At 62.7% G+C, this 22742-nt stretch carries 22 protein-coding genes; 13 read left to right on the forward strand and 9 right to left on the reverse strand.

The window, feature by feature from the left end; genetic code table 11:
• The first annotated feature begins 15 nt into the window (after window positions 1–15).
• Complete coding sequence (locus AC1RRC_RS14285; protein WP_493056150.1) at window positions 16–1899, forward strand: methyl-accepting chemotaxis protein; 1884 nt, start codon at window positions 16–18, stop codon at window positions 1897–1899.
• A 41-nt stretch (window positions 1900–1940) separates the two neighbouring features.
• On the opposite strand, the gene AC1RRC_RS14290 is transcribed toward AC1RRC_RS14285, so the two are convergent.
• The gene (locus tag AC1RRC_RS14290; protein ID WP_493056151.1) at window positions 1941–3335 is read right to left on the reverse strand and encodes a wax ester/triacylglycerol synthase family O-acyltransferase; all 1395 of its coding nucleotides are present in this window, start codon (window positions 3333–3335) and stop codon (window positions 1941–1943) included.
• Window positions 3336–3511: 176 nt separating this feature from the next.
• On the opposite strand from AC1RRC_RS14290, the gene AC1RRC_RS14295 reads away from it, so the two are divergent.
• From AC1RRC_RS14295 to AC1RRC_RS14305, 3 genes are read left to right on the forward strand one after another with little or no spacing between them, the layout of a single operon-like run.
• Window positions 3512–3838, forward strand: a complete 327-nt coding sequence (locus AC1RRC_RS14295; RefSeq protein WP_493056152.1) for an ArsR/SmtB family transcription factor — start codon at window positions 3512–3514, stop codon at window positions 3836–3838.
• 9 nt (window positions 3839–3847) lie between these two features.
• Window positions 3848–5077: a hypothetical protein gene (locus AC1RRC_RS14300; RefSeq protein WP_493056153.1), complete on the forward strand. Its 1230-nt coding sequence runs from the start codon at window positions 3848–3850 to the stop codon at window positions 5075–5077.
• Window positions 5078–5131: 54 nt separating this feature from the next.
• Window positions 5132–5377: a DUF3297 family protein gene (locus AC1RRC_RS14305; RefSeq protein ID WP_493056154.1), complete on the forward strand. Its 246-nt coding sequence runs from the start codon at window positions 5132–5134 to the stop codon at window positions 5375–5377.
• A 63-nt stretch (window positions 5378–5440) separates the two neighbouring features.
• Here the strand turns inward: AC1RRC_RS14305 and AC1RRC_RS14310 are convergent, their stop codons facing one another.
• Window positions 5441–6409 (reverse strand): IS1595 family transposase, encoded by a 969-nt coding sequence (locus AC1RRC_RS14310; protein WP_493056155.1) that lies wholly within the window; start codon window positions 6407–6409, stop codon window positions 5441–5443.
• Between AC1RRC_RS14310 and AC1RRC_RS14315 the strand changes: the two genes are divergently transcribed.
• Together AC1RRC_RS14315 and AC1RRC_RS14320 are read left to right on the forward strand one after the other, a co-directional pair.
• The gene (locus tag AC1RRC_RS14315; protein WP_493056156.1) at window positions 6408–6863 is read left to right on the forward strand and encodes a type II toxin-antitoxin system CcdA family antitoxin; all 456 of its coding nucleotides are present in this window, start codon (window positions 6408–6410) and stop codon (window positions 6861–6863) included. The two genes, AC1RRC_RS14310 and AC1RRC_RS14315, sit on opposite strands and share 2 nt — an antisense overlap.
• Window positions 6863–7180 (forward strand): CcdB family protein, encoded by a 318-nt coding sequence (locus AC1RRC_RS14320; RefSeq protein WP_493056157.1) that lies wholly within the window; start codon window positions 6863–6865, stop codon window positions 7178–7180. The genes AC1RRC_RS14315 and AC1RRC_RS14320 overlap by 1 nt, the downstream gene beginning before the upstream one ends.
• A 7-nt stretch (window positions 7181–7187) precedes the next feature.
• Here AC1RRC_RS14320 and AC1RRC_RS14325 read toward each other — a convergent pair whose 3' ends face one another.
• The gene (locus tag AC1RRC_RS14325; RefSeq protein WP_493056158.1) at window positions 7188–7676 is read right to left on the reverse strand and encodes a DNA-deoxyinosine glycosylase; all 489 of its coding nucleotides are present in this window, start codon (window positions 7674–7676) and stop codon (window positions 7188–7190) included.
• A 78-nt stretch (window positions 7677–7754) separates the two neighbouring features.
• Here AC1RRC_RS14325 and AC1RRC_RS14330 point away from each other — a divergent pair, with 78 nt between their 5' ends.
• From AC1RRC_RS14330 to AC1RRC_RS14360, 7 genes are all read left to right on the forward strand, one after another.
• Window positions 7755–8192: an Mpo1 family 2-hydroxy fatty acid dioxygenase gene (locus tag AC1RRC_RS14330; protein ID WP_493056159.1), complete on the forward strand. Its 438-nt coding sequence runs from the start codon at window positions 7755–7757 to the stop codon at window positions 8190–8192.
• Between the two features lie 104 nt (window positions 8193–8296).
• Window positions 8297–9262: a DMT family transporter gene (locus tag AC1RRC_RS14335; protein ID WP_493056160.1), complete on the forward strand. Its 966-nt coding sequence runs from the start codon at window positions 8297–8299 to the stop codon at window positions 9260–9262.
• A complete protein-coding gene (locus AC1RRC_RS14340) occupies window positions 9228–9707 on the forward strand; it encodes a GNAT family N-acetyltransferase (protein ID WP_493056161.1) in 480 nt (159 codons plus the stop codon). The genes AC1RRC_RS14335 and AC1RRC_RS14340 overlap by 35 nt, the downstream gene beginning before the upstream one ends.
• Window positions 9708–10013: 306 nt before the next feature.
• Window positions 10014–11438, forward strand: coding sequence for a circularly permuted type 2 ATP-grasp protein (locus AC1RRC_RS14345; RefSeq protein WP_493056162.1), 1425 nt, complete (start codon window positions 10014–10016; stop codon window positions 11436–11438).
• Between the two features lie 46 nt (window positions 11439–11484).
• On the forward strand, window positions 11485–12411 hold the full coding sequence (locus AC1RRC_RS14350) for an alpha-E domain-containing protein (protein ID WP_493056163.1): 927 nt from the start codon (window positions 11485–11487) through the stop codon (window positions 12409–12411).
• A 37-nt stretch (window positions 12412–12448) separates the two neighbouring features.
• On the forward strand, window positions 12449–13258 hold the full coding sequence (locus tag AC1RRC_RS14355) for a transglutaminase family protein (protein ID WP_493056164.1): 810 nt from the start codon (window positions 12449–12451) through the stop codon (window positions 13256–13258).
• A 72-nt stretch (window positions 13259–13330) separates the two neighbouring features.
• Entirely contained in the window at window positions 13331–14206 is an 876-nt protein-coding gene (locus AC1RRC_RS14360) for a proteasome-type protease (protein WP_493056165.1), read from the forward strand.
• Window positions 14207–14221: 15 nt separating this feature from the next.
• Here the strand turns inward: AC1RRC_RS14360 and AC1RRC_RS14365 are convergent, their stop codons facing one another.
• The 6 genes from AC1RRC_RS14365 to hutG form a co-directional block, all read right to left on the reverse strand.
• Window positions 14222–15751: a glycine betaine ABC transporter substrate-binding protein gene (locus AC1RRC_RS14365; RefSeq protein WP_493056510.1), complete on the reverse strand. Its 1530-nt coding sequence runs from the start codon at window positions 15749–15751 to the stop codon at window positions 14222–14224.
• Between the two features lie 100 nt (window positions 15752–15851).
• Window positions 15852–18518: a zinc-dependent metalloprotease gene (locus tag AC1RRC_RS14370; protein WP_493056166.1), complete on the reverse strand. Its 2667-nt coding sequence runs from the start codon at window positions 18516–18518 to the stop codon at window positions 15852–15854.
• Between the two features lie 243 nt (window positions 18519–18761).
• The gene (hutI, locus tag AC1RRC_RS14375) at window positions 18762–19964 is read right to left on the reverse strand and encodes an imidazolonepropionase (RefSeq protein ID WP_493056167.1); all 1203 of its coding nucleotides are present in this window, start codon (window positions 19962–19964) and stop codon (window positions 18762–18764) included.
• 12 nt (window positions 19965–19976) lie between these two features.
• Window positions 19977–20561, reverse strand: coding sequence for a HutD/Ves family protein (locus tag AC1RRC_RS14380; RefSeq protein ID WP_493056168.1), 585 nt, complete (start codon window positions 20559–20561; stop codon window positions 19977–19979).
• Window positions 20561–21925, reverse strand: coding sequence for a formimidoylglutamate deiminase (locus tag AC1RRC_RS14385; protein ID WP_493056169.1), 1365 nt, complete (start codon window positions 21923–21925; stop codon window positions 20561–20563). The genes AC1RRC_RS14380 and AC1RRC_RS14385 overlap by 1 nt, the downstream gene beginning before the upstream one ends.
• Window positions 21922–22722 carry an N-formylglutamate deformylase gene (gene hutG, locus AC1RRC_RS14390; protein ID WP_493056511.1) on the reverse strand — a complete coding sequence of 267 codons (801 nt, stop codon included), beginning with the start codon at window positions 22720–22722 and terminating at the stop codon, window positions 21922–21924. The genes AC1RRC_RS14385 and hutG overlap by 4 nt, the downstream gene beginning before the upstream one ends.
• Window positions 22723–22742 lie beyond the last annotated feature (20 nt).

The raw sequence follows: 22742 nt of genomic DNA on the forward strand, positions 1-22742 counted from the left end.
GTCATAGGAGACAATGTGTCCACAATCATGAACCGTATGAAACTCTGGCAGCGTTTTGCGCTGCTCGGCATCCTGGGTCTGTTGCTGGTGCTGCCACCACTGGTGCTATACCTCGAGGGCAGCAATAAGGACATACGATTCTCCGTCACGGAAGAAAGCGGCATCAAACCAGGCGAAGCCACGCTGCGGTTGCTGCAACGCATCCAGCAGCACCGCGGCTTGTCCGCCGCCTTTGTCACGACAGGGCAACTGGCCGAACAGCGCAGCAACAAGGCCGAGGAAGTCAACAAGACACTGGTGGAAGTGGACGCCCTGCTCAAGGGCGACAATGCCGCCACCACCAAGCTGCTGGCCCAGGTGCGCAATGACTGGCAAGCCTTGCAAAGCCGCGTGGCGGCGCGCAACCTGACCACGGCGGAAAGCTACAAGGGACATACCGACCTGTGCGAAGTCATGCTGTTGCTGCTGGAAGGCGTGGCGGACCGCTACGGACTGGCGCTGGACCCGGACGCGGACAGCTATTACCTGATGCGCGGCGTGCTGTTCGACTTGCCGCAGCTGACGGAATCGACCGGCCAGTTGCGCGCCAAGGGTGCCGGCTTCCTGGCCGCCAAACAAATCGATGCCGATGGCCGCGCCGCCATGTATGGTTTGCTGGCCAAGGAGCGCATCGCGATCGACACGGCGGCGCGCTCATTCCAGAAAAGCTACCTGGGCAATGCCGCCATCGAACCCGTGCTGGGGGCGAAAGTGGGCAAGGCCATGCAAATGGCGCAGGAAGCCTCCGACCTGGCGCGCACCAAGGTGGCGACCGCCGCCGTCATTGAATATCCGTCACCGGACTACATCGCGTTCACGACCCGCGCGATCGATGTGCAGTTCGAAGCCGCGTATGCCGGCATTGCCGAGTTGTCCACCCTGATCAATGCCCGCATTGCCAGCCAGCGCGGCACCCGCAACGCCATGGCGGCGCTGATGGCGGCCATCGGCCTGGTGACGGCGACCCTGGGCTGGTACATCACGCGCCACCTGATCAGGCAGCTGGGCGGCGAACCATCGTATGTGACGGAGGCGCTGCTGCGCGTGGCAAAGGGCGACCTGACACAAGAGATCCAGCTGGCCAAAGGCGACGGAACGAGCATGGCGTATTCGCTGAAGCTGATGGTGGACAAACTGGCCGACACCGTGGGCCAAGTGCGCGAAACCGCCGACAGCATGATGGCCGCCGCCCAGCAAACCGCCGACACCGCGCAATCGCTGTCGCAAAGCGCCAGCCAGCAGGCTGCCGGCGTGGAGCAGACCTCGGCGTCGATCGAGCAAATGAATGCATCGGTGCAGCAAAACACCAGCAATGCCAAGGTCACGGCGGACATCGCCACCACGGCGGCCACCTCGGCGGAAGCGGGCGGCAGCGCCGTCAAACAGACGGTGGAAGCAATGCGGCAAATCGCCAAAAAAATCATCATCATTGATGACATTGCCTACCAGACCAATTTGCTGGCGCTGAACGCCGCCATTGAAGCGGCCCGCGCCGGCGAACACGGCAAAGGCTTTGCCGTGGTGGCGGCCGAGGTGCGCAAGCTGGCCGAGCGCAGCCAGGTCGCCGCGCAGGAAATCGGGGAAGTCGCCGCCAGCAGCGTCGGCATGGCGGAACAAGCGGGCACGCTGCTGAATCAAATCGTGCCAGCCATCCGCAAGACGTCGGAACTGGTGCAGGAAATCTCGGCCGCTTCCGAAGAACAAAGCCTGGGCATCGGCCAGATCAACTCGGCGATGGCGCACCTGAGCGAAAGCACCCAGACCAATGCCGCATCGTCGGAAGAACTGGCCGCCACCGCCGAGGAATTGAGCGGTCAGGCCGCGACCTTGCAGGACACGATGGAATTCTTCAAGGTCTGAAAAAAGCAGGGCACAGTGAACTGGGCCCTGCTTTTCATCCCTTACACCCCGACCGCCTTTTCCAGGTCATCGAACGCTTGCCCGATATACCCGCTGAGCGACTGCAGGTTCGGCAACTGGTCGGTGGCGATCAGGCCGAAGTGCAGCAAGCCGCCATAACTGAACAAGGTGATATTCAGCAGGTTACTTGGCGGCAGCGTGGAAATCGGATGCATTTCTTCCAGCAGCGCGCCCTTCAGGTACATGCGCTGCTTCGGCCCCGGCACATTCGACACCAGCGTATTGCCCATCGGCGGCACCCGCTCCGACAGCTTCAGCATTTCCGCCAGCTGGCCGATCAGCGCCGTCACGATGGTGTAGGTTTCAATCGCGGCGGGCGCCACGGAATCGACCATCACGCGCACGTTACGCAGCGAAAAGCCGATATTGCGCAGGCGGACATACGGGTCGTCGGTCGGCGGCGACAGTTCGACCTGCACGATACCGATCTTGTTGCCGGCTGCTTTCTCGCCTTCCTTGCGCAAGTTGACCGGCATCTGGATCACGATCGGCTGTTCCAGCTCCACACCCTGCTCTTCCAGGTAGCGGCGCATTGCCCCGTCCAGGCAAGTCAGCGCCACGTGGTTCAAGGTGGAACGGGTGGCGGCCTGGATGCGGGACACGCGTTCCATCGGGATGGTGATGGCGGAGAATTCGCGGCCCGACGTCACCTGGCCCGTCAGCGGCGTATGGCGGCTGGCCACGAATGGCAATGAAATAGCATTCTTGGTCAATTTCATCGATTCCAGCAGCAGCATGGCGGACAGCCTGCCGATGCCGAACAGCCGCTGGCTGACGCCCCGCGCGCCGCCGATGGCTTTGGACAGCGCGGTTTCCACCATGTCCTGCCCCAGCTTGCGGCGCAAACGTCCTTCGCTGCTGCTGTGCCGGACCGACCAGATCGGTTTCAGCTCATCGTCTTCCGGCGATTCCGACATGCTTTGCGCGAACCAGCGCGTCATCGTCATGCCGTCCGCATAGGCATGGTGCATCTTCTGGTACAGCGCAAAGCGCCCCCCTTCGAGGCCGTCAATCACGTGCATTTCCCACATCGGGCGCGAACGGTCCAGCACGGGCGTATGCAGTTCCGCGACGAATTTATACAAATCCTCGCGGGAGTTGGCGTCCTTGGGCATCTTGTGGAAATACACATGCTGTTCCATATCGACGTCGGCGCATTCCGCCCAATGCGGCAACGCCGTCAGCGAATACGCGAGGATGCGGTTGAACGGCGGCTCAAGGTGTGTGGCCGCCAGGTATTCTTCATACAGTTTCTTGGCAAACGTCGCACGCGCACCGGCCGGGCGCTTAAAGATCAGCAAACCGGCAACGTGCTTGGGACTGGCTTCCGATTCCGTGATCAGGAACCCGAGATCGAGGAGTGAGAGTTGGCTCATAGAAATTACTATAAATGTAATGAAAAACCAGTATCTCGCGCTGCAGGAATCGCAGTCAAGGAAGGAATCCTCGGGTTTTACGGGCTGTGCGAAATTGCGACGGATGGTGGGTGGTACAGGTTGACTTTCATGCATCTATGGCTCAGCATACGATTAACAAATTAGTTAATTCAATAATGAGCAAAGAGTTAGATAAAACTTTCGAGGCCCTGGCTTCGCTGCCGCGCCGCAAAATCATGGCGCTGTTGTCCCATGCGGAACTGACCACATCGGAACTGGCGGAGCATCTGGGCATCAGCGCCCCGGCCATTTCCCGGCACTTATCGGTGCTGGAAAACGCCGGGTTGGTCACCAACGAAAGACGCGGGCAATTCGTCTACTACCGGCTGAACGCGGACAGCCTGGTCAACACCTTGTCAGGCTTCCTGTTCGAACTGTGCCCAACTGCCGGCCCGCTGAAAAAGACATCGAAAGCATTGGCAAAGAAACGCGAAACCACCTAGGAGGCAATCATGCGCAGCGACCAGATGACGCACGTGAAAGATGGCAATGTCGTAAGCGGAACCATGCGCTGGTCGCCGGCGAAGTCGTTGTGGATCACCACCATGGCGACTGTCACACTGGTGGGCGGTTGCCTGACGTTTTCATGGTTTAACCTGCTGCTGTTTATCGGTTCAACTGCTTTTGTCCTGCTGTTCGGCCATACGCTGGGCAGCCACCGCAAGCTGATACACGACAGTTACCAATGCCCTGCATGGCTGGAATATGCGCTGGTCTATACGGGCGTCCAGGTGGGGTTGGCCGGCCCGCTGGGGCTGCGCCTGCAGCATGACTTGCGCGACTACGCCCAGCGCCAGCCGGATTGCCACCCATACTTGCGCCACGGCCGCCCATTACTGGCCGACGGCTGGTGGCAATTGCATTGCGAACTGACACTGGACCAGCCACCTCAACTCACACTGCCGGACGCCATCGCGCATAACCCCTTTTACCATTTCCTTGAGCGCACGTGGATGCTGCAGCAATTGCCGCCGGCCCTGTTGCTGTATGCCCTGGGCGGCTGGCCTTTTGTGATCTGGGGTGTCTGCGCCCGCATCACCGCTGGCGTGACGGGGCATTGGCTGATCGGCTATTTCGCCCATAACCACGGTCCGATGCACAATGCCATTGCCGGCGCCGCCGTGCAGGGACACAATGTCCGGCTGGCGTCCCTGATCACCCTGGGAGAGTCCTGGCACAACAATCACCATGCCTATCCCGGTTCGGCGCGGCTGGGCCTGTATCCAGGCGAATGGGATCCGGGCTGGTGGACGCTGATGCTGTTGCGCCGCTGGGGACTGGTGTGGCATATCACGCAGGCACAGGATTTACCGGCGCGGCCGGAACGCCTGGCGCTCGATGCCGCCGTATTACCCGGGGTGAAATCGCCGTCGCCGACCGTGCGGCATATGTTGGGTGCCTGTTTTGCCATGGCGCACACGAAGGGGGAATTGCAATTGAGCAGCCCTTGCACAACGTTGCCTGCATGGGTGCTGCGCCGCCTCGTTAAAGGCAATATTGCAATTTATACCAACACCACCCAGCATCGGCTTCAGTTAAATGGTCAGGGCATGACGCTGTATGGCTTGCCGGCACTGGCCCTGGCAATGTGGCGCTCCCGGCAGGTTGTGGCCGCGTGCGCCGCACTGGCGCTGCTGCCACTGGCCCTGGCAAGCGAGGCAGTACGGGGGCAATTTGCATAGTGCACACTGCGCAACCGTTGTGCGCAGCGCCTTTCTGTCAGATAATTCCGAACTATGAACGATACTACCCGCCCAGAACTGCCGGACCATCTGTCGATCGATCCGCGCAGCAAATTCCACGTCCCTGCCGTGTTTGAACACGAAGTAGGGATTACATTCAATGAAAAAGAACGCACTGATGTCGAGGAATACTGCATCAGCGAAGGCTGGATCAAAGTGCCGGCCGGCAAAGCACTGGATCGCCGCGGCAATCCGATGCTGATCAAGCTGAAAGGCAAAGTCGGCGTGTTCTACAAATAATCCTGCGCATTGCACGGGAAATGATGGCTGGCGCCGGGTAACCGGGCCAGCCATTTTTATTGGCTATGTCACCATGAACCGTGGAAAGTGTCCGATCGCTGCTTTAAGCATGCTTTCGGACGTATCGATACGACGCGCATCAAGCACGCAACGCCAGCCGAGGTAGTTCGGCAGATAGCGCGTGGCCACGCCGTGAAAACGGTGCAGCCAGTTGCGGAAACGGCTGTGATAAGCATTGACGTTTTGCACATGCAGCGCGCCACGGGTGCGCACCCCGGCGCGCAGGTTGACCGGTGCATGGCTGATGCCGGCCTCGCGGGCAAAGGCGCGATACGCGGCGTTGGCGTCCGTGACCAGCAGGATGTCGGGGTCCAGCGCGGGCAACAGGCACTGGTGCAGGCTGGTGGTGGTCAGCGGGCCACGCCCGGTGACGTAGTCCAGCGTGCGGCCATTGCGGTCGCGCGCCACCAGGATGCACACCTGCTCATGTGAAATGCCACACCAGTGCGCCTTGCCGCCCCGGCGGCGCGCCGGCCGGGACAGGTGGCGCGATCCCTTCTGCGATTCCAGCAAGAACATTTCATCGGCCTCGGCAATGCCATGCAGCAGCGGCGCGCGGTCGGTCCGGGGCAGCGCCAGGAAGCGGTGGCGCCAGCGGAAGCTGGTGTTGCGGTGCACGCCAAGGCGCGCCGCCGCCTGGCGCACCGTGTGCGAGGCCAGCATGCTGTCGAGGTAGGCCAGCCAGCGCTCCTTATGGTGCAGGCGCGCCAGCGGGGTGCCGGTCAGGGAGTTGAACGTCTTGCCGCAGGCGCGGCAGCGGTAACGCTGCAGGCCGCTTTCGCGGCCATGGCGGTACCAGTGGTCGGCGTGGCAGCGCGGACAGCACAACTGCGGCTGCGCCGCCTCATCCAGCAAGCGCCCAACCTGTTGCCGGGTATCGACTTGCCCCAGTTGCGCCTGCAGCAGCGCACACTGGCGCGCCGTCAGTTGCGGCAATTGCGCCAGCAGCAATCCAAAACTTTGCATTTCCATGATGCGCCTCCAATCCCGGGATCCGATTCCTTGGACCGGGGGCGCCTGGAGAAGTTCCACGATTGTTGCAGACAGCGCCTTTTTATTTGTCCGACGCTTCGTCATTTCGCCGCCGCGCCAGCGCGGCATCGCCGTACACCTGACGTATAATGCACATTCGTTACCCACATTCCTTATGCGCATTGGAGCGAACATGAGCCCGGCACGCTTGACCTCGCATGCAGCCAAAGCACCATCCAAAAAGGCCACCAATATCAGCCTGGCCACGGACGTCTACCTGGATGCAAAAAAATTCGGCCTCAACATTTCGCAAATTTGCGAACAACGCTTGCGTGAAGAAATACAGTCGCGCAAGGAACAGCAGTGGAATGAACAGCATGCCGATTTCATCGCAACCTACAACAACCAGGTAGAAACGGAAGGCGTTGCACTGCAAGAATGGCGGGCCTTTTGATGGCACGCTTCGATCTCTACTTCAATCCCGGCAAGAATAACGAAAGCATTCCTTATCTTGTTGACGTGCAAAGCAATGTCATCAGTGCTCTGGCAACCAGAATAGTGATTCCACTACGCACCTTGAGCAGATTTTCATCGCTGACTCCGCCAAGCGATCTGTTCCCTGTTATTGAAGTCGATGGTATCCCCCATTTTCTGGACACGCCGCAAATGGGCGCCATCCCGTGCAGCGAGCTCAAAGTCAAAGCAGGTTCTGCCCTGGCACATCAGTTTGACATCCAAACAGCGCTGGATCGGGTATTTGGCGCTTATTGAAATCCCGTCATAGGCCCAGCTTGCGCCACTCGGTGAGCTTCTGATCGAACGGCATTGCGGCATGCGCTGGCGACGTCGATGGCAGCACGACCGTCCGATACCCCTGCGCCGCAAACTGCGGGGCGAATTTGCCCGACGTTTGTCCGTTAAATCCCACCACCGCCAACTCCGGGCACAGCCGGTGCAAGCGCTCGAAATCATTGGCGGCGGGTTTGCGGATGGCCGAATCCAGGCTGCCCTTGCGCTCGCAGGCACCCAGCACATCCCACAAGCCGATGCCATGTGCCAGCAGACGCGGCAAACGCTGCGCATACGGCAACGACACCAGAGCGTCACCGGTGAGCGCCGCCAGGATCGGCCATAGCGCATTGCGCGGGTGTGCATAGTACTGCTGCGCCTTCAGCGACGCGTCCCCCGGGAAGCTGCCGAGGATCAAAATACGGGTATGGCGATCGAGAACGGGCGCCAGGCCAGTCAGGGGAATGGACGAACTCATGGCGGCATTTTAGCCCACGGTTCCAGTGTAGAATCAAACGAAAGTTCCAAATAACAAGTACTTCGGGAGATCTCCGTCATGAGCGAACCACGCCAGATCGACAGGCTGCTGGAACGGTACAGCGAAAGCCACCGGCATCCCCGCAACGAGTTAATCCACTTCGTTTGCGTGCCGGCGATCGTCTTTTCCCTGTTGGGCCTGATCTGGCATGTCAACCCCATGGCGGCGGTCGGCGCGAGTTTTCTGGCGCTCGCGTATTACGTCACCCTGTCGATTCCCTTTGCCGTCGGCATGCTGCTGATGTCGGGCGCCATGCTGGCGGTGCTGGCGTCGCTGCAACCGACCGTGATCCTGCCAATGTCGCTCACCATCTTTGTGGTGGCGTGGATCGGCCAGTTTATTGGCCACAAGATCGAGGGTAAAAAGCCATCGTTTTTCGAAGATGTACGCTTCCTGCTGATTGGCCCGCTGTTTGTGCTGGGCTTTCTGTATCGCCGGATGAAAGTTGCTTATTAACGCGAATTTAACGCGAAGTCGCCGGGAACCGCTGCCAAATAGTCTGTAAATCGCCTTCAAGTAGCCTGTCAGCAAGGATGGGCGAATATGTCTATACTGGTCGGATGTTTTCTTCTCCCGTCCTGTTTTCCGCCGCCTGCCTGATCTGGGGTTCCACTTTCTGGGCCATCACCCTGCAATTGGGCCACGTCGCGCCGGCCGTCTCCATTATTTACCGCTTCGGCCTGGCTGCCGCGACCTTGTTCGCATGGTGCCTGGTGCGCGGCGACAAGCTGGCCTTGCCCTGGAAAGTCCAGCGCTGGATGATGGCGCAGGGCTTCGCCACCTTTGCCGTCAGTTACCTGTGTACCTACACCTCGGAAGAACACTTGATTTCCGCCATGGTGGCGGTGCTGTTTGCCCTGATGGTGATCTGGACGCCGATTTGCAGCCGCGTCATGTTCGGCACGGCGCTGACCTGGCGCACCTGGGGCGCCGCTGCCGTGGCGATCATCGGCGTCACCATGCTGTTCTATGACTCGATCCATGCGTCCTGGAAAGATATCGTGGCGGGCGGCGCCGGCCATTTCCTGCTGGGACTGGGATTGGCGCTGACGGCCACCATTGCCGGCACGATCGGCAACATGATGGTGGTGAAAGTGCGCGAGCATTCGTCCAATGTGCTGTTGACCATGGCGTGGGCCATGTTGTGGGGCACCCTGTTCGTCACCGCCTTCGCCCTCGCGACCGGCGTGCATTTCACGCTGCCCGCGTCCACCAGTTACTGGGGCGGCCTGGTGTATTTGTCGCTGTTCGGTTCCGTGATTGCCTTTGCCGCCTACTTCACGCTGATCCACCGCTGGGGGGCGCAAAAGGCGGTCTATATTGGCGTGGTCACACCGGTGATTTCCGTGCTGATGTCGATCCAGCTGGAAAGTTACCGGCCCGGACCGGTTGAGTGGCTGGGTATGGTATTGTGCTTGTCCAGCGTCGCCTGGGTATTGAAATCGCCTGCGCCGGCTGTCAAGAAACCTTCAACCGACACGACATCGATCCATGAGCCTGACCATACGTCCAGCCGAACCGCATGATGTGAACGCCATTTTTGGCATGATCTTCGAGCTGGCGGTTTTTGAAAAACTCGAACACATCGTCGTCGCCGACGAAGCCAAGCTGCATGAAAGCCTGTTTGGCGCCCATCCCGCCGCCGAAGCGCTGGTCGGCGAAGAAGATGGCGAAGTCGTGACGTTTGCCCTGTTCTTCCACAATTTTTCCACCTTCCTGTGCCAGAAGGGCCTGTATCTGGAGGACTTGTACGTCAAGCAAAATGCCCGTGGCAAGGGTTACGGCAAGCAAATGCTGGTGGCGCTGGCGCAGCTGGCCGTGGACCGCCAGTGCGGCCGCTTTGAATGGTCGGTGTTGGACTGGAATGAAAACGCGATCAGTTTCTACCAGGGCATGGGCGCCACCGTGATGCCCGACTGGCGCATTTGCCGCGTGACGGGCGATGCGCTGACACAGTTGGCTTCGGAGTAATCCCCCCAAAAAAAAGACCGCGCAGTATGCTGCGCGGCTTGGAACCCAGTGTCATGTGGGAGGGGAGAATGGAGCGACGAGTTCAATATAGTCGCGCCCGCTTGACGCTGCCTCCCCCTTTACAAATGGTTACCGGCGCCGCCGATTCCTTACATTTTCCGGTGCACACAAGCACAGCCGTGGGGCGGCGCGCACCAGCGCGGCGCACGCTCCCCGCATTCGCACAATCCGCGCTGCAACATCTCTAATAATTGCTGGCACAACACTTGCGTTCCGTACTCATACCGAGACTACCGGGACCGAGACATGCTCAACTTCTACAATGAAATGCACGATAGCGCGGCCGCGACGCCGGTGCGCGAACACTACCGGGAGTTCTGCCGCTGGCTGGAGCAACAGCCGCAGGAAACGCTGGCGCGCAAGCGCGCCGAAGCCGATCTGCTGTTCCGCCGCGTCGGCATCACCTTTGCCGTGTATGGCGACGATGCGGGCACCGAACGCCTGATCCCGTTTGACATCATCCCGCGCATCATTCCCTCGACTGAATGGGCGCAATTGCAGACGGGCCTGGCACAGCGGGTCAAAGCCCTGAACATGTTCATCCACGATATTTACCACGACCAGAATATCGTCAAGGCCGGCATCATTCCCGCCGAACAGATTTACCGGAATGCGCAATACCGGCCTGAAATGCAAGGCATCAATGTGCCGTCCGACATTTATGCGCACATTGCCGGCGTCGATATCGTGCGCGCCGGCAAAGGCGAGTTTTACGTGCTGGAAGATAACCTGCGCGTCCCGTCCGGCGTGTCGTATATGCTGGAAGACCGCAAGATGATGATGCGGCTGTTCCCGGAACTGTTTGCCCGCAACCGCATTGCACCAGTCGACCATTATCCGGACTTGCTGCTCGATAACCTGCGCTCGGTCGCGCCGCAGGGCGTCGACAATCCCACCATCGTGGTCATGACACCGGGCATGTATAACTCGGCGTATTTCGAGCACGCATTCCTGGCCCAGCAAATGGGCGTGGAACTGGTGGAAGGCAAGGATTTGTTCGTGTCCGACAACGCCGTGTATATGCGCACCACGCACGGGCCGCGCCGCGTGGACGTGATTTACCGCCGGCTCGACGACGACTTCCTGGACCCGCTGGCGTTCCGTCCCGATTCGTCGCTGGGCGTACCGGGCCTGTTGTCGGTGTACCGGGCGGGACGGGTGACGCTGGCCAATGCGATCGGCACCGGCGTGGCGGACGACAAATCGATCTATCCCTATGTGCCGGACATGATCGAGTTTTATTTATCGGAACGGCCGGTCCTGAACAACGTGCCGACCTGGCAGTGCCGCCGCAAGGAAGACCTCGATTACACCCTGGCGCACTTGCCGGAACTGGTGGTCAAGGAAGTGCACGGCGCGGGTGGCTACGGCATGCTGGTGGGCCCGGCCTCGACGCGCGCACAAATCGAGGAATTCCGCCAGCGGCTGATCGCCAAACCGGATGGCTACATTGCGCAACCGACCCTGGCCCTGTCGAATTGCCCGACCTTCGTGGAATCCGGCGTGGCGCCGCGCCACATCGATTTGCGGCCCTTCGTGCTGTCCGGCAAAACCGTCTCCATGGTACCGGGAGGATTGACGCGGGTGGCGCTGCAAGAGGGATCGCTGGTGGTCAATTCGTCGCAGGGCGGCGGCACTAAAGATACGTGGATTTTGGAAGGGAATTCCTGATGCTAAGCCGCACACGTGACAATCGGATTTTGGAAGGGAGTTCGCCATGCTGAGCCGCACCGCCGACCATTTATTCTGGATGGCCCGCTATACCGAACGGGCGGAAAACACGGCGCGCATGCTGGACGTGCACGTGCAGGCCGCCATGCTGCCGCAATCGGCGCAAGACGCGGAGCGCAGCTGGCGCGCCCTGCTCGGGATTTCCGAATTGCAGCAAGCGTATGACGCCCGTTATGACACGGTCAATGCGGTGGACGTGATTGATTTCATGGCGCGCGACCCGGACAACCCGTCGTCGATCGCCGCGTGCCTGAAAGAAGCGCGGGAAAACGCGCGCGCCGTGCGCGGCACGCTGACCACCGAGGTGTGGGAAATCCTGAACCAGACCTGGCTGGACTGGAAAAAGCGCGTGCCCTTGTTGGAAAACGATCCAAGCCAGGTGTTTGAATGGGTCAAATACCGCTCGCACCTGTCGCGCGGCGTCACCCTCGGCACCATGCTGCGCGACGATGCGGTGCACTTCATCCGGCTCGGCACGTTCCTGGAACGGGCCGACAACACGGCGCGCATCCTGGACGTCAAATTCCACCGCGCGGACGACGCGACACAACGCGACTATTATTATTGGGCCGCACTGCTGCGCTCAGTGTCCGGCTTCGAGATTTACCGCAAGGTGTACCGCGACGTCATCACGCCCGAACGCATCGCGGAATTGCTGATGCTGCGCGCCGACATGCCGCGCTCGCTGCTGGCCTGCATGGATGAAGTGGTGCACAACCTGGCGCAGGTGCGCAACGACGTGTCCGGCGATACGGAGCGTTATGCGGGACGCCTGCACGCGCAACTGCGCTTCGGGTCGATCGACGATATCCAGAAGTCCGGTCTGCACGGCACGCTGACGACATTCCTTGCCAATATTTATGAGCTGGGCAACCGCATCAGCCGGGACTTCCTGGTACCACTGGCAGCCTAGGAATGACTTCGGCGATGCCCGCCAACAAGGAGATGTGATGCAACTATGGATACGGCATGAAACCACTTATACCTACACCGCGCAGCAGGCCTACAGCATCCAGCAACTGCACCTGACGCCGCGGGTGGAACCGCACCAGCATGTACTGTCCTGGCAGCTCAACGCGGCCGGACAATTACACGGCTACACGGATGCCTATGGCAACCTGTCGCACATGCTGACGCTCAATGCGCCACACCATGCGCTGGCCATCGTGGCGGCCGGCATGGTGGAAACCACTGCGCCCATCGGCGGACGGTTGAGCGGCACCGACACCTTGTCGCCGCTGGTGTATACGGTACCGACACGGCTGACCGCCGTGACGCCGGCCATCGCGGCGCTGGCGGCCAGCCATGCGGCGCCAGCCGGCGGCCTGCCCGCCACCGCCGATTGCATGCGGCTGGCGGAAAGCATCGCGGCCGCCGTGCGCTACGAGTCCGGCAGCACCGGGGTCGGCACCACGGCGGCGGCGGCGTTGGCGCTGGGCGCGGGCGTGTGCCAGGACCATGCGCACGTGTACCTGGCCTGTTGCCATGCGAATGGCTGGCCGGCGCGCTATGTGTCCGGTTACATCGACCCGGGCAATACCGGGCATGCGGCCAGCCATGCGTGGGTCGATGTCTGGGTCGATGATGGCAGCCACGTGGGCTGGGTGTCGCTCGATATCACCAATGCGCGGCTGATGTCCGATGCCTATTGCCGGCTGGCGGTCGGCCGCGATTACGATGGCGCGGCCCCGGTGCGCGGCGTGCGCCGGGGGGGCGGCGAGGAAACCATGGCAGCCATGGTGCAGGTGGCGTTGCAATAGGCGGCGCTGCAATCACCGGATGGGGAAAACCCGGATGGTAGAATCGGGGCTTTCCCCGTACGAACGAAAACAATGACTTATTGCGTAGCGATGCGGCTCGACGCGGGCCTGGTCTTCCTCAGCGATTCGCGCACCAATGCCGGCGTGGACCAGGTCAGCACGGCGCGCAAGATGCAGGTATATGAACATCCGGGCGAACGGATGATGGTGTTGATGACGGCGGGGAACCTGTCGATTTCACAGTCGATCCGTGAACTGCTGGGCAGCCACGTCGGGGCCAGCGGCCACACCATCTGGACCGCGCCCGGCATGTATGAAGCGGCGCGGATCGTGGGTGAAGTGGTGCGGCTGGTGCACGCGCGCGACGCCAAGGCGCTGTCGGAATTCGGCATTGATTTCAACGTCGGCATGATCTTTGGCGGCCAGGTCCGAGGCGAGCCCTGCCGGCTGTTCCAGGTGTATTCGGCCGGCAATTTCATCGAGTCGCACAATGAAGCGGCTTACTTCCAGATCGGTGAAGCGAAATACGGCAAACCCATTATCGACCGCGTGGTGACGCCCTCCACGCCGCTCGATGAAGCGGCCAAGTGCGCGCTGATTTCCATGGATTCCACCTTGCGCTCGAATGTCTCGGTGGGCTTGCCGCTGGATTTGCTGGTGTATGAAAACAATGCGCTGGCGGTCACGCAGTTCGCCACCATCGATGAAAACAACCAGTATTTCCGCATGATCCGCAGCACCTGGGGCCAGCAACTGAAATCCATCTTCGAAGGCATTGCCGCGCCCGTATGGAATGCCGCGCCGGAAGCCACCGGCAATGTGCTGTCGTCGGCCGCCTCGCGCAGCCAGCCGATGCGCGCGCCGCTGCCGCCGACGCTGGAACCCGGCGCGCAACCGTCGGCGCCGATCCAGACCCTGGCGCAGCAATTCCGCGACGGCCAGCAATAACCCGCCGGATGGCGCTTAGCGCCGGCGCCGGGACAGCCGTTCCAGCCCTTCAAACGCGCCCTGCACCAGCAGCGCCAGCACGGCGGCGGGCAAGGCGCCGGCCAGCAGCATGGTGTGGTCATTGAGCGCCAGTCCGGTGGTAATGCGTTCGCCATAACCGCCGGCGCCGATCAATGCCGCGATGGTGGCGGTGCCGACGCTCATCACGGCCGCGGTTTTCACCCCGGCCAGCAGCACCGGCATCGCCAGCGGCAATTCCACGTGGACCAGCCGCTGCCAGCCCCGCAGGCCCAGCGCCTGCGCCGCCAGTTTCAAGCCTTCCGGCACCTGCTCCAGTCCAGTGCAGGTATTGCGCACGATCGGCAGCAGCCCATACACCACCAGCGCCGCCAGCGCGGGCGCGGTACCGATCGCGCCCATCAGGGGAATCAGCATGGCCAGCAGCGCCAGCGACGGAATGGTTTGCAGCACGCCCGCCAGCGCCATGACCGGCTGGCGCACCGTAGGCTGGTACGCCGCCAGCACGCCCAATGGGATGCCCGCCAGGCACGCCAGCGCCACGGACAGTACCACCAGCGTGACGTGCTGACGGGTCAGCGGCCAGAAGTCGTCGGCGAACAGGCGGGCCAGCAAGGCGGAACGCGGGGTGTCGCCCTCCGCGCCGCCGGAGCGCGCCGGCATTGCCGCTGCCACACTGCCTGGCGCGGCAAGCTGCAACGCGGCCGGTGCTTCGGCGCCGCCCTGCCCTGCCGGATGCGCCGCCAGCCAGCCGCGTGCAATCGTGGCGAAGTCCTTGCCATCGATTTCCGCCGCCGCATTCATGGCGATCATGTCGCCGGCCGGAATCCGTCCCTGCAACTGGCGCAGCGCTTGCCACGCGGCGGGGAAGCGCTGCGCCGCATCGAGGCGGTACAGCAGCACGGCGTCATAGCGGGGAAAGTAGCCCCGGTCATCTTCCAGCACGCGCAAGCCGTATTGCCGGATTTTCGCATCCGTCGAATAAATATCGATGACGTCGACCTGGCGCTGTTGCAGCGCTTCATAGGCAACGCCGTGATCGAGGCCGCGCGGCGGCTGTGCCAGGCCATAGCGCCGCGCCAGTCCCGGCCAGCCATCGGCGCGGCCGATGAATTCGTGGGACAGGCCGAAGCGGTAGCCGCCCTTCCCGGCCAGGTCGCCCACCGTGCGCACGCCGGCCGTGTCACCCCGCACCGCGAGTGCGTACGTATTATTAAATCCCAGCGGCACATCGAGGCCAAGTCCCAGCACCGCCAGTTCATGGCGCATTTGCGCCAGTTCCGGTACTTGCGTGTGCTTGAGGATTTCCAGCGCAATGGTGCCGGTGTATTCGGGATAGACGTCGATCTCGCCCGCCTTCAGCGCGGCCAGGACAATGGCCGTGTTGCCAAGGCCTTGCCGGTGTTGCGTGCGGACGTGGGGCGCGGCGGTTTGCGCCAGCAGCTCGCCAAGGATGTACGACTCCGTGAAGCGTTTGGAACCGATGCGCAGCGTGCCGGCGGGCGTGCCGGCAGCCATGGCAGCCATTGCCACCGGCGCCGCCCTGGCGCCCGGCGTGACGCCGCTGAATGCCAGCCAAGCCAGCCAAACCAGCAGCGCCAGCCAGGGAGCGGCACCGCGCGGCAAGTCAGAGACCCGTGCGCAGCATCGGCGCCTTCAAGGCCTGGCTCAACGTTTCATAGCTTTCCGCCAGGTGCGCTTTCGCTTCCGGCGACAACGCGCCATTGCCCATCGCGCGCTGGATATCGCGCTGCAATTCCTGCGCGTGCAAGCGCTGCAGGCTGCGGCCGTCGGCGCGCATGGCGGGCGACGTGCGCACCAGCGCGGCCGTCACGCGCTTCAAATGTTCGCGCTGCAAATCGCGGCGCATGCCGGGGATTTCCTTGCCTGCTTTCAGCTCGCTCCACACCGCCGATTGCACGGTGGTGTACAGCTCATCGAGCGACAGCGCCAGCTTGGGGTTGTCGAGTTTTTCCTGCGAGTCGCGCAAGCGCCCCGCCACCGCATCGGACAGCAACTGGTCCAGTACGATGGTTTGCAGGTACAGCACCACGGAATTGATGGAGATGTCGGTCCGGTAGCTGAACATCATCTGGTTGCCCGACAGGCGGCTCAGCAGCGATGGCGAGAACTTGAAGCTGTCGGCCTTGAACAGGTGATTGGTCAGCAAGGACAGCGCTTCGCGCTGGCGCATCGCCGGCACCGGCTGGAACGGCGTGCGCCCCGAACCGGCGTGGTCGCGCACGTGCACGACACCGCCCACATACTTGACCATCACCGGCACCGAGCGCGCAAACTGGTCGATGCCGAAGACAAAGCTGCGGCGCAGCGATTCATAGCTTTCGCCTGGTTTCAACTGGCGCGCCTGGACCCGGTCCCACAATTCACGGGAAATCGTCAGCCGCTTTTGCGCATACGCCATCGGATCGCTGCCGAGGTCGAACAAGTTCACTTCCGGGTCGGACATGCCGTTGTAGGCTTCATTGTCGGTGGCGAACGCCAGCAGCGGCTCATTCGAGCGGCTGGCTATGCGCGCCAGTTCGTCTTTTTCCTGTTCCAGCGAAATCGGCTTGTACGCGTACTCGATCGCCCAATAATCGTAGGGTCCGAGCCGGTCCATCACATAGGCGCCCTGCTGCTCGCCTTTGATGGCCAGGTTGAACGGCGTGTAATCCATGACCGAACCGCTGATGCCATGCTTGTCCGTAAAAGCCTTGTCGCGCAGCTGGAACAGGCTGTAAATGGTCGAGGAGCGGAAGTTGTGGCGCAAACCCAGCGTATGTCCCACTTCATGCATGATGACGGACTTCACATACGCCTGCGCCAGTTCTTCCGCCTTCGGGCTGTCCATATCGAACTCGCCGCGCGCCTCCATCAAGTCCAGCGCAAACCCCATTTCCTGTGCGGATTCGTGGCCATATTCGCAGTGCGCTTCGCGCGGCGGCGATGGCCGCGGCGCCTCGGCCAGCAGCGGCGGCATGCCGGCCGTCGCGCCGTAAGCTGACAGTGCCTGCGTCCAGCGCATGTCTTCGCTGGCCTGGCGCCGCGCATTGCGGGCAAACACGTCGGACATGGCGATGTCCGCATCGAGGATTTCGCCGCTGCGCGGGTCCACCTGGCGCGGGCCGATCGCCATCCCGGCATCGGCGCCGACATACCAGCGCACGGACGCATGGCGCGCATCCATGGTGTCAAACGTATCGTTCGGTCCCTGCTGCCTCACCACGATGGCATTCTTGAAACCGATGCGCTCAAACGCATCGTTCCACGCCAGCACACCTTGCCGGACCGACTCGCGGTATTTTTCCGGGATGTTGCGGTCCAGCCAGTACGTGATGGGCTGTTTCGGTTCCGACAGCGCCTGCGACGGGTCGGCTTTTTCCAGCCGCCAGCGGTTCACCACGTGGGTGTACAGCGATGGTTTGACGTCATCGGTGTAATCGTAGGTGGTCGTGACGAAGTGCCCGAGCCGGTCATCCGCCTGGCGGCCATGCATGGCGGTTTCCGGCAGCGGCATGAAACTGTAGTACAGGCCCAGGAACAGGCTGCGCGGGTCGGGCACCGAATACGGCGGCGGCACATACGTCGGCAGGTACACCGGCGGCGCGGCCGGCACGCGCGGCACGAAGTAATGCGCATTGATGGCCAGGCCGGTCATGCCGGCATCGCTGCGGATGCTGGTAAAACTGCTGTTGCGCGCATCCATCGCGTATTGCATGCGGAACGCCGCTTCCAGCTGGGTGGAATAGGCGGGGATGTCGCCGAACAGCAGCGCATTGGCTTCCACCAGGATGCCTTTGGATTGCGGGTGCGCCGCGCTTGCCACCGGCGCCACGGCCAACAAGCTGTCGGAAAAGCCCTGCGACACGGCCGTGCCCAAGGCGGTACCGGGCTTGGCGCGGAAATCCGTGTTCAGCGCGATCAGTTGCACCAGGTTGCCCAGCTTGCGCAACACCACCACTTCGCTGCGGCCCATCTGGCTGCCGTAGATACCCCGCTCCCCCACCCCCTTGGTGGTGTTGACGCTCATGAAGAAGGGCTTGTCGAAATGTTCCGGGCGCAGCTCCAGCCAGACTTTTTCGTCTTTCTGGTACAGGTGGAAAAAGCCCGCCAGGTGCTGGGCGCCTTTGATCACATCGGCAAAGGGTTTGGCGGCGGTCGGATCGGTGGCGCGGGCCGCGGCGGCTGCCGCGGCGGCAGCGGCGGCAGCGGCGGCGATGGTGGCGGCTGACGGCGCCGACGGCGTGACCGGCTGCGGCGCGGCCGGTCCGTCCGGCCCAGGATTGGGCGGCACGGGAACCGGCGGTGTCGGCGGTGTCGGTACAGGGGGGACCGGCGTACTCTGCCCCGCAGCTTGGACGCTCAGGGCTAACAGGAGGGCGGCACTGACGGCTTTCAGGACTGGCTGACGCATGACGATTCTGACGCGGGTGCGGTGGTACAGGGATCTTCATACTGTACACGATCGCACGGGCGCTGCGGCGGAATTGGCCCTCTAATTTGTTATCTTATTTGCCAGCTTATTAATACCAGGCGCTTATATCAGGCGCCCGCCAAACACCACGCCCTGGCACGGGTTGAAGCCAAAGGCATACGACAAGTCCGCCGGACGCGCGATGTTCCACAGCGCGAAATCGGCGCGCTTGCCCACTTCCAGGGTGCCGATTTCGGCCTCGCGGCCCAGGGCTTTCGCCGCATGCACCGTGGCGCCGGCCAGTGCTTCGAGCGGCGTCAGGCGCCACAAGGTGCACACCATGTTCAGCGCCAGCAGCAAGGATGTCATGGGCGACGTACCCGGGTTGTTGTCGGTGGCGACCGCCATCGGCACCCCGGCCGCGCGCAACGCCGCCACCGGTGGCGGCGTGGTATCGCGCAGGAAGTAATAGGCGCCCGGCAGCAGTACCGCCACGGTGCCGGATTGCGCCATGGCGGCGATGCCATCCGGCGTCAAATGTTCCAGGTGGTCGGCCGACAGGCCCTTGTATTGCGCCACCAGTTGCGCGCCCTGCTGGTCTGACAATTGCTCCGCGTGCAACTTGACGGGCAAGCCGTGGCTGGCCGCCGCCTGGAACACTTTTTCCGTCTGGGCGCGGGAAAAACCGATGCGCTCGCAAAACGCATCCACCGCATCGGCCAGGCCCTGCTCCGCCAGCGGCGCGATCATGTTGCACACTTCGGCCACGTAATCATCGGCGCGGCCGGCAAATTCCGGTGGCAGCGCGTGCGCCCCGAGGAAGGTGGTGGCCACATTCACCGGCAACTCCCGGCCGATGCGGCGCGCCACGCGCAACATTTTTGCTTCCGCTTCCAGCGTCAGGCCGTAGCCGGATTTGATTTCAATGGTGGTGACGCCTTCAGCCAGCAACGCGCGCACACGGGGCAGGCTTTGCGCCAGCAACGCGTCGTCGGACGCCTGGCGGGTGGCGCGCACGGTCGACATGATGCCGCCGCCGGCGCGGGCGATGTCTTCATAGGTGGCGCCATTGAGGCGCGCTTCGAATTCATCGCTGCGGTTGCCCGCATGGACAATGTGGGTATGGCAATCGATCAGGCCCGGCGTCAGCCAGCAGCCGGCGCCGTCGTGCACCTGGGCGGCTTGTGCCTGGTCCGCGTCGGCCGCGCTGCCCAGCCATGCAATCTTTCCATCCTTGACCGCGATGGCGCCGTCGCGCAGTTCGCCATATCCCTCCACCATCGTTGCCAGGTGTACGTTCGTCACCAGCAAATCCCACGTTGCCATGCTGCCTCGCTCTTAATTATTGTTTTCGATGATGTCGACAATGAACACCGTGGCCTGCCCGGCCTCCAATGTCCAGACATCCTCGTCGTCCAGGATCACCGCGTCATAGCGCACCAGTGCGATGCGCTCCTTGCTGCTTTCCAGGTACAGGCTTTCGCCTTCCGCCAGGAACACGATGGTGATGTCGCTGCGCCGCTCCAGCGTGGAGAAATCGCGCACATCGCGGCGCTCCAGCTGGTGGCGGCAAACCGCGCGCCGCGTCATCACGTTGAAGTCGGTGGTCGAACCCGAAGAGACAGTCGCCGCCACCTGCGCCTCGCCCGGGAAAGCCACGGTCGGCTCGCGCTCGCTGAGCGCCACCTGGCGTTCGTTGCCCACGTCCAGCACGACGCCGGGACCGGACACCAGGGTCAGGGTGCGGTCTATGCCGGCAAAAGTGGAAAACGGGCCGCTCTGGGAAATCGTGGCCAGGCTGATGCGCCAGTCGAAATCGGCAAAGGTGGCGCCTTGCGGGGCAATGGCAATCTCGGTGGTGCTGCCGCCGCCGTTTTTCCACGGCGTGGCATGCAGGCTTGCGTACTGGATCAGCTTGCTCATCAGCGGTACTCCCTCAGCTCGGCCAGGGTCTGCCTGAAGCGCGCGGCGATGGCCTGTTGCGCCACGTGCTGCTGGCCGCGCACCACCCACTGGCCGCCGGCCATCACGTCTTTCACCAGATTATCGTTACCGCTGAATACCAGGCTGCCCAGCACTTCGTGCGCGGCGCGCCCGTACAAATTCGGGTGGTCCGCATCGAGCACGATCAGGTCGGCCCGCTTGCCCGCCGCCAGCGCGCCCACGGCGCGCCCTGCCGCCTGTGCCCCGCCCTGCAACGCGCCCTGCCACAGGAATTCGCCGACGTGGCGCTGGGCGCCCGACACGGCGATATTGCGGCGTTGCTCGCGCAGCCGCTGGCCGTATTCAAGCCAGCGCAATTCTTCCACCGGGCTCTGCGACACGTGACTGTCGCTGCCCACGCCAAACACGCCGCCCTGCGCCAGGAACGATTCCAGCGGGAACAGGCCGTCGCCCAGGTTGGCTTCGGTGGTCGGGCAAATGCCGGCGACCGCGCGGCTGCGCGCGATGGCCGTCACTTCCGCGTCCACCAGGTGGGTCGCATGCACCAGGCACCAGCGCGCATCGACTTCCAGCTCATCATACAGGTATTCGACCGGGCGGCGCTGACTGTAAGCGAGCGATTGCTGCACTTCGCCCTGCTGTTCCGCGATATGGATGTGGATCGGGCGCGAACGTGGTAAAGCCGCCACCACTTCGCGGATTTGCCCCACCGACGCGGCCCGCAGCGAATGCGGCGCGACGCCCACTTCCACCTGCGCGCCGCGCAGCGGTTCCAGCGCGCCGATGATATTGAGGATATCGGCGGCATCGGTCTTGAACCGGTTTTGCTGCGGGCTCAACGGCGCTTCGCCAAAACCGGACCAGTTGTACAGCACCGGCAACATCGTGATGCCGATGCCGGTGTGGCGCGCGGCGGCGATGACGCTTTCCGCCGTCTGCGCCACGCGGGGATACAGGGCGCCATCGGGCGCCCTGTGCACGTAGTGGAATTCGCACACCGACGTGTATCCATACCGCAGGCATTCCGCATACAACTGGGCGGCAATGGCTTCCATCTGGTCCGGGGTGATATTGCGGGCAAAGCGGTACATCAAGTCGCGCCAGGTCCAGAAACTGTCTTTGCTATCGCCCGCAATTTCCGTCAGCCCGGACAGCGCGCGCTGGAACGCGTGCGAATGGAGGTTGACCATGCCGGGCAAGACATATTCGGCACTTTCCACGCCGGCCGGCTTGATGGCATCCGGCGTCACGGCCTGCAAGTTGCCGGTACTGTCCCACTGCAGCAGCACGTCGCGCGCCCAGCCGGACGGCAGCAGCGCGTGGCTGGCAAACAGCGCGTTCATGGCGCCGCCTTTCCAGCCACCCAGCCGGCGCACGCCTGCACCAACTGTTTCAACAGCGGCTGCACCTCGCCCGCCAGGTCTTCGCGGTAGGCGTAAGGCGCGCGCTCATCCATGTAAGTGGACTGGCACATTTCCAGCTGGATCGCATGCACGCGGTCGGCCGGTTTGCCGTAATGGCGGGTGATATGGCCGCCCTTGAAACGGCCATTGACGGCCACCGAATAGCCGCCATGGCGGCGCGCCACGGAGGCGATGGCGTCCGTCATGCCGATGTCGCACGACGCGCCGTCTGCGCTGCCGAAGTTCAAGTCCGGCAGCTTGCCGTCAAAGAAACGCGGCACGTGCGAGGCGATCGAATGGGCGTCCCACAGCGCGACCGTGCCGTGGATGGCTTTCAAACGATCGAGCTCGCCGCGCAGTTGCGCATGGTACGGTTGCCAGTACAGGCGCAGGCGGCGCTGCACTTCCGCTTCATCCGGCGTCCCGCCTGCCGGATACAGCGGTTCGCGCCCGAACGTGTCGACCGGGCACAGGCCCGTCGTATCCTGGCCCGGATACAGGTTCGTGTTTTCCGGCGGACGGTTCAAGTCGATCACATAGCGCGACCAGCGCGCGGACAGCACGGACACGCCCATTTCCTTAAGGAAATCATACAACCGCACCAAATGCCAGTCGGTGTCGGTCTTGACGCTGGCGGCCGGTGCAAACGTGGCCGCGATATCGTCCGGGATGTCCGTGCCCACGTGGGGCATGGACACCAGCAATGGCAGTGTCCCTTCCGAGAACTGGAAATCCATGGTCATGGCAACCTCGTTCC

The sequence above is a fragment of the Pseudoduganella sp. GW821-FHT12E03 genome (genome assembly GCF_058807115.1).

What these genes read in the sequence shown, in the direction of transcription:
- AC1RRC_RS14290 (WP_493056151.1), bottom strand. Translation starts at nt 3,335, where the DNA reads ATGAGCCAACTCTCACTCCTCGATCTCGGGTTCCTGATCACGGAATCG.
- AC1RRC_RS14295 (WP_493056152.1), top strand. Translation starts at nt 3,512, where the DNA reads ATGAGCAAAGAGTTAGATAAAACTTTCGAGGCCCTGGCTTCGCTGCCG.
- AC1RRC_RS14300 (WP_493056153.1), top strand. Translation starts at nt 3,848, where the DNA reads ATGCGCAGCGACCAGATGACGCACGTGAAAGATGGCAATGTCGTAAGC.
- AC1RRC_RS14305 (WP_493056154.1), top strand. Translation starts at nt 5,132, where the DNA reads ATGAACGATACTACCCGCCCAGAACTGCCGGACCATCTGTCGATCGAT.
- AC1RRC_RS14315 (WP_493056156.1), top strand. Translation starts at nt 6,408, where the DNA reads ATGATGCGCCTCCAATCCCGGGATCCGATTCCTTGGACCGGGGGCGCC.
- AC1RRC_RS14310 (WP_493056155.1), bottom strand. Translation starts at nt 6,409, where the DNA reads ATGGAAATGCAAAGTTTTGGATTGCTGCTGGCGCAATTGCCGCAACTG.
- AC1RRC_RS14320 (WP_493056157.1), top strand. Translation starts at nt 6,863, where the DNA reads ATGGCACGCTTCGATCTCTACTTCAATCCCGGCAAGAATAACGAAAGC.
- AC1RRC_RS14325 (WP_493056158.1), bottom strand. Translation starts at nt 7,676, where the DNA reads ATGAGTTCGTCCATTCCCCTGACTGGCCTGGCGCCCGTTCTCGATCGC.
- AC1RRC_RS14330 (WP_493056159.1), top strand. Translation starts at nt 7,755, where the DNA reads ATGAGCGAACCACGCCAGATCGACAGGCTGCTGGAACGGTACAGCGAA.
- AC1RRC_RS14335 (WP_493056160.1), top strand. Translation starts at nt 8,297, where the DNA reads ATGTTTTCTTCTCCCGTCCTGTTTTCCGCCGCCTGCCTGATCTGGGGT.
- AC1RRC_RS14340 (WP_493056161.1), top strand. Translation starts at nt 9,228, where the DNA reads ATGAGCCTGACCATACGTCCAGCCGAACCGCATGATGTGAACGCCATT.
- AC1RRC_RS14345 (WP_493056162.1), top strand. Translation starts at nt 10,014, where the DNA reads ATGCTCAACTTCTACAATGAAATGCACGATAGCGCGGCCGCGACGCCG.
- AC1RRC_RS14350 (WP_493056163.1), top strand. Translation starts at nt 11,485, where the DNA reads ATGCTGAGCCGCACCGCCGACCATTTATTCTGGATGGCCCGCTATACC.
- AC1RRC_RS14355 (WP_493056164.1), top strand. Translation starts at nt 12,449, where the DNA reads ATGCAACTATGGATACGGCATGAAACCACTTATACCTACACCGCGCAG.
- AC1RRC_RS14360 (WP_493056165.1), top strand. Translation starts at nt 13,331, where the DNA reads ATGACTTATTGCGTAGCGATGCGGCTCGACGCGGGCCTGGTCTTCCTC.
- AC1RRC_RS14365 (WP_493056510.1), bottom strand. Translation starts at nt 15,751, where the DNA reads ATGGCTGCCATGGCTGCCGGCACGCCCGCCGGCACGCTGCGCATCGGT.
- hutI (WP_493056167.1), bottom strand. Translation starts at nt 19,964, where the DNA reads ATGGCAACGTGGGATTTGCTGGTGACGAACGTACACCTGGCAACGATG.
- AC1RRC_RS14380 (WP_493056168.1), bottom strand. Translation starts at nt 20,561, where the DNA reads ATGAGCAAGCTGATCCAGTACGCAAGCCTGCATGCCACGCCGTGGAAA.
- AC1RRC_RS14385 (WP_493056169.1), bottom strand. Translation starts at nt 21,925, where the DNA reads ATGAACGCGCTGTTTGCCAGCCACGCGCTGCTGCCGTCCGGCTGGGCG.
- hutG (WP_493056511.1), bottom strand. Translation starts at nt 22,722, where the DNA reads ATGGATTTCCAGTTCTCGGAAGGGACACTGCCATTGCTGGTGTCCATG.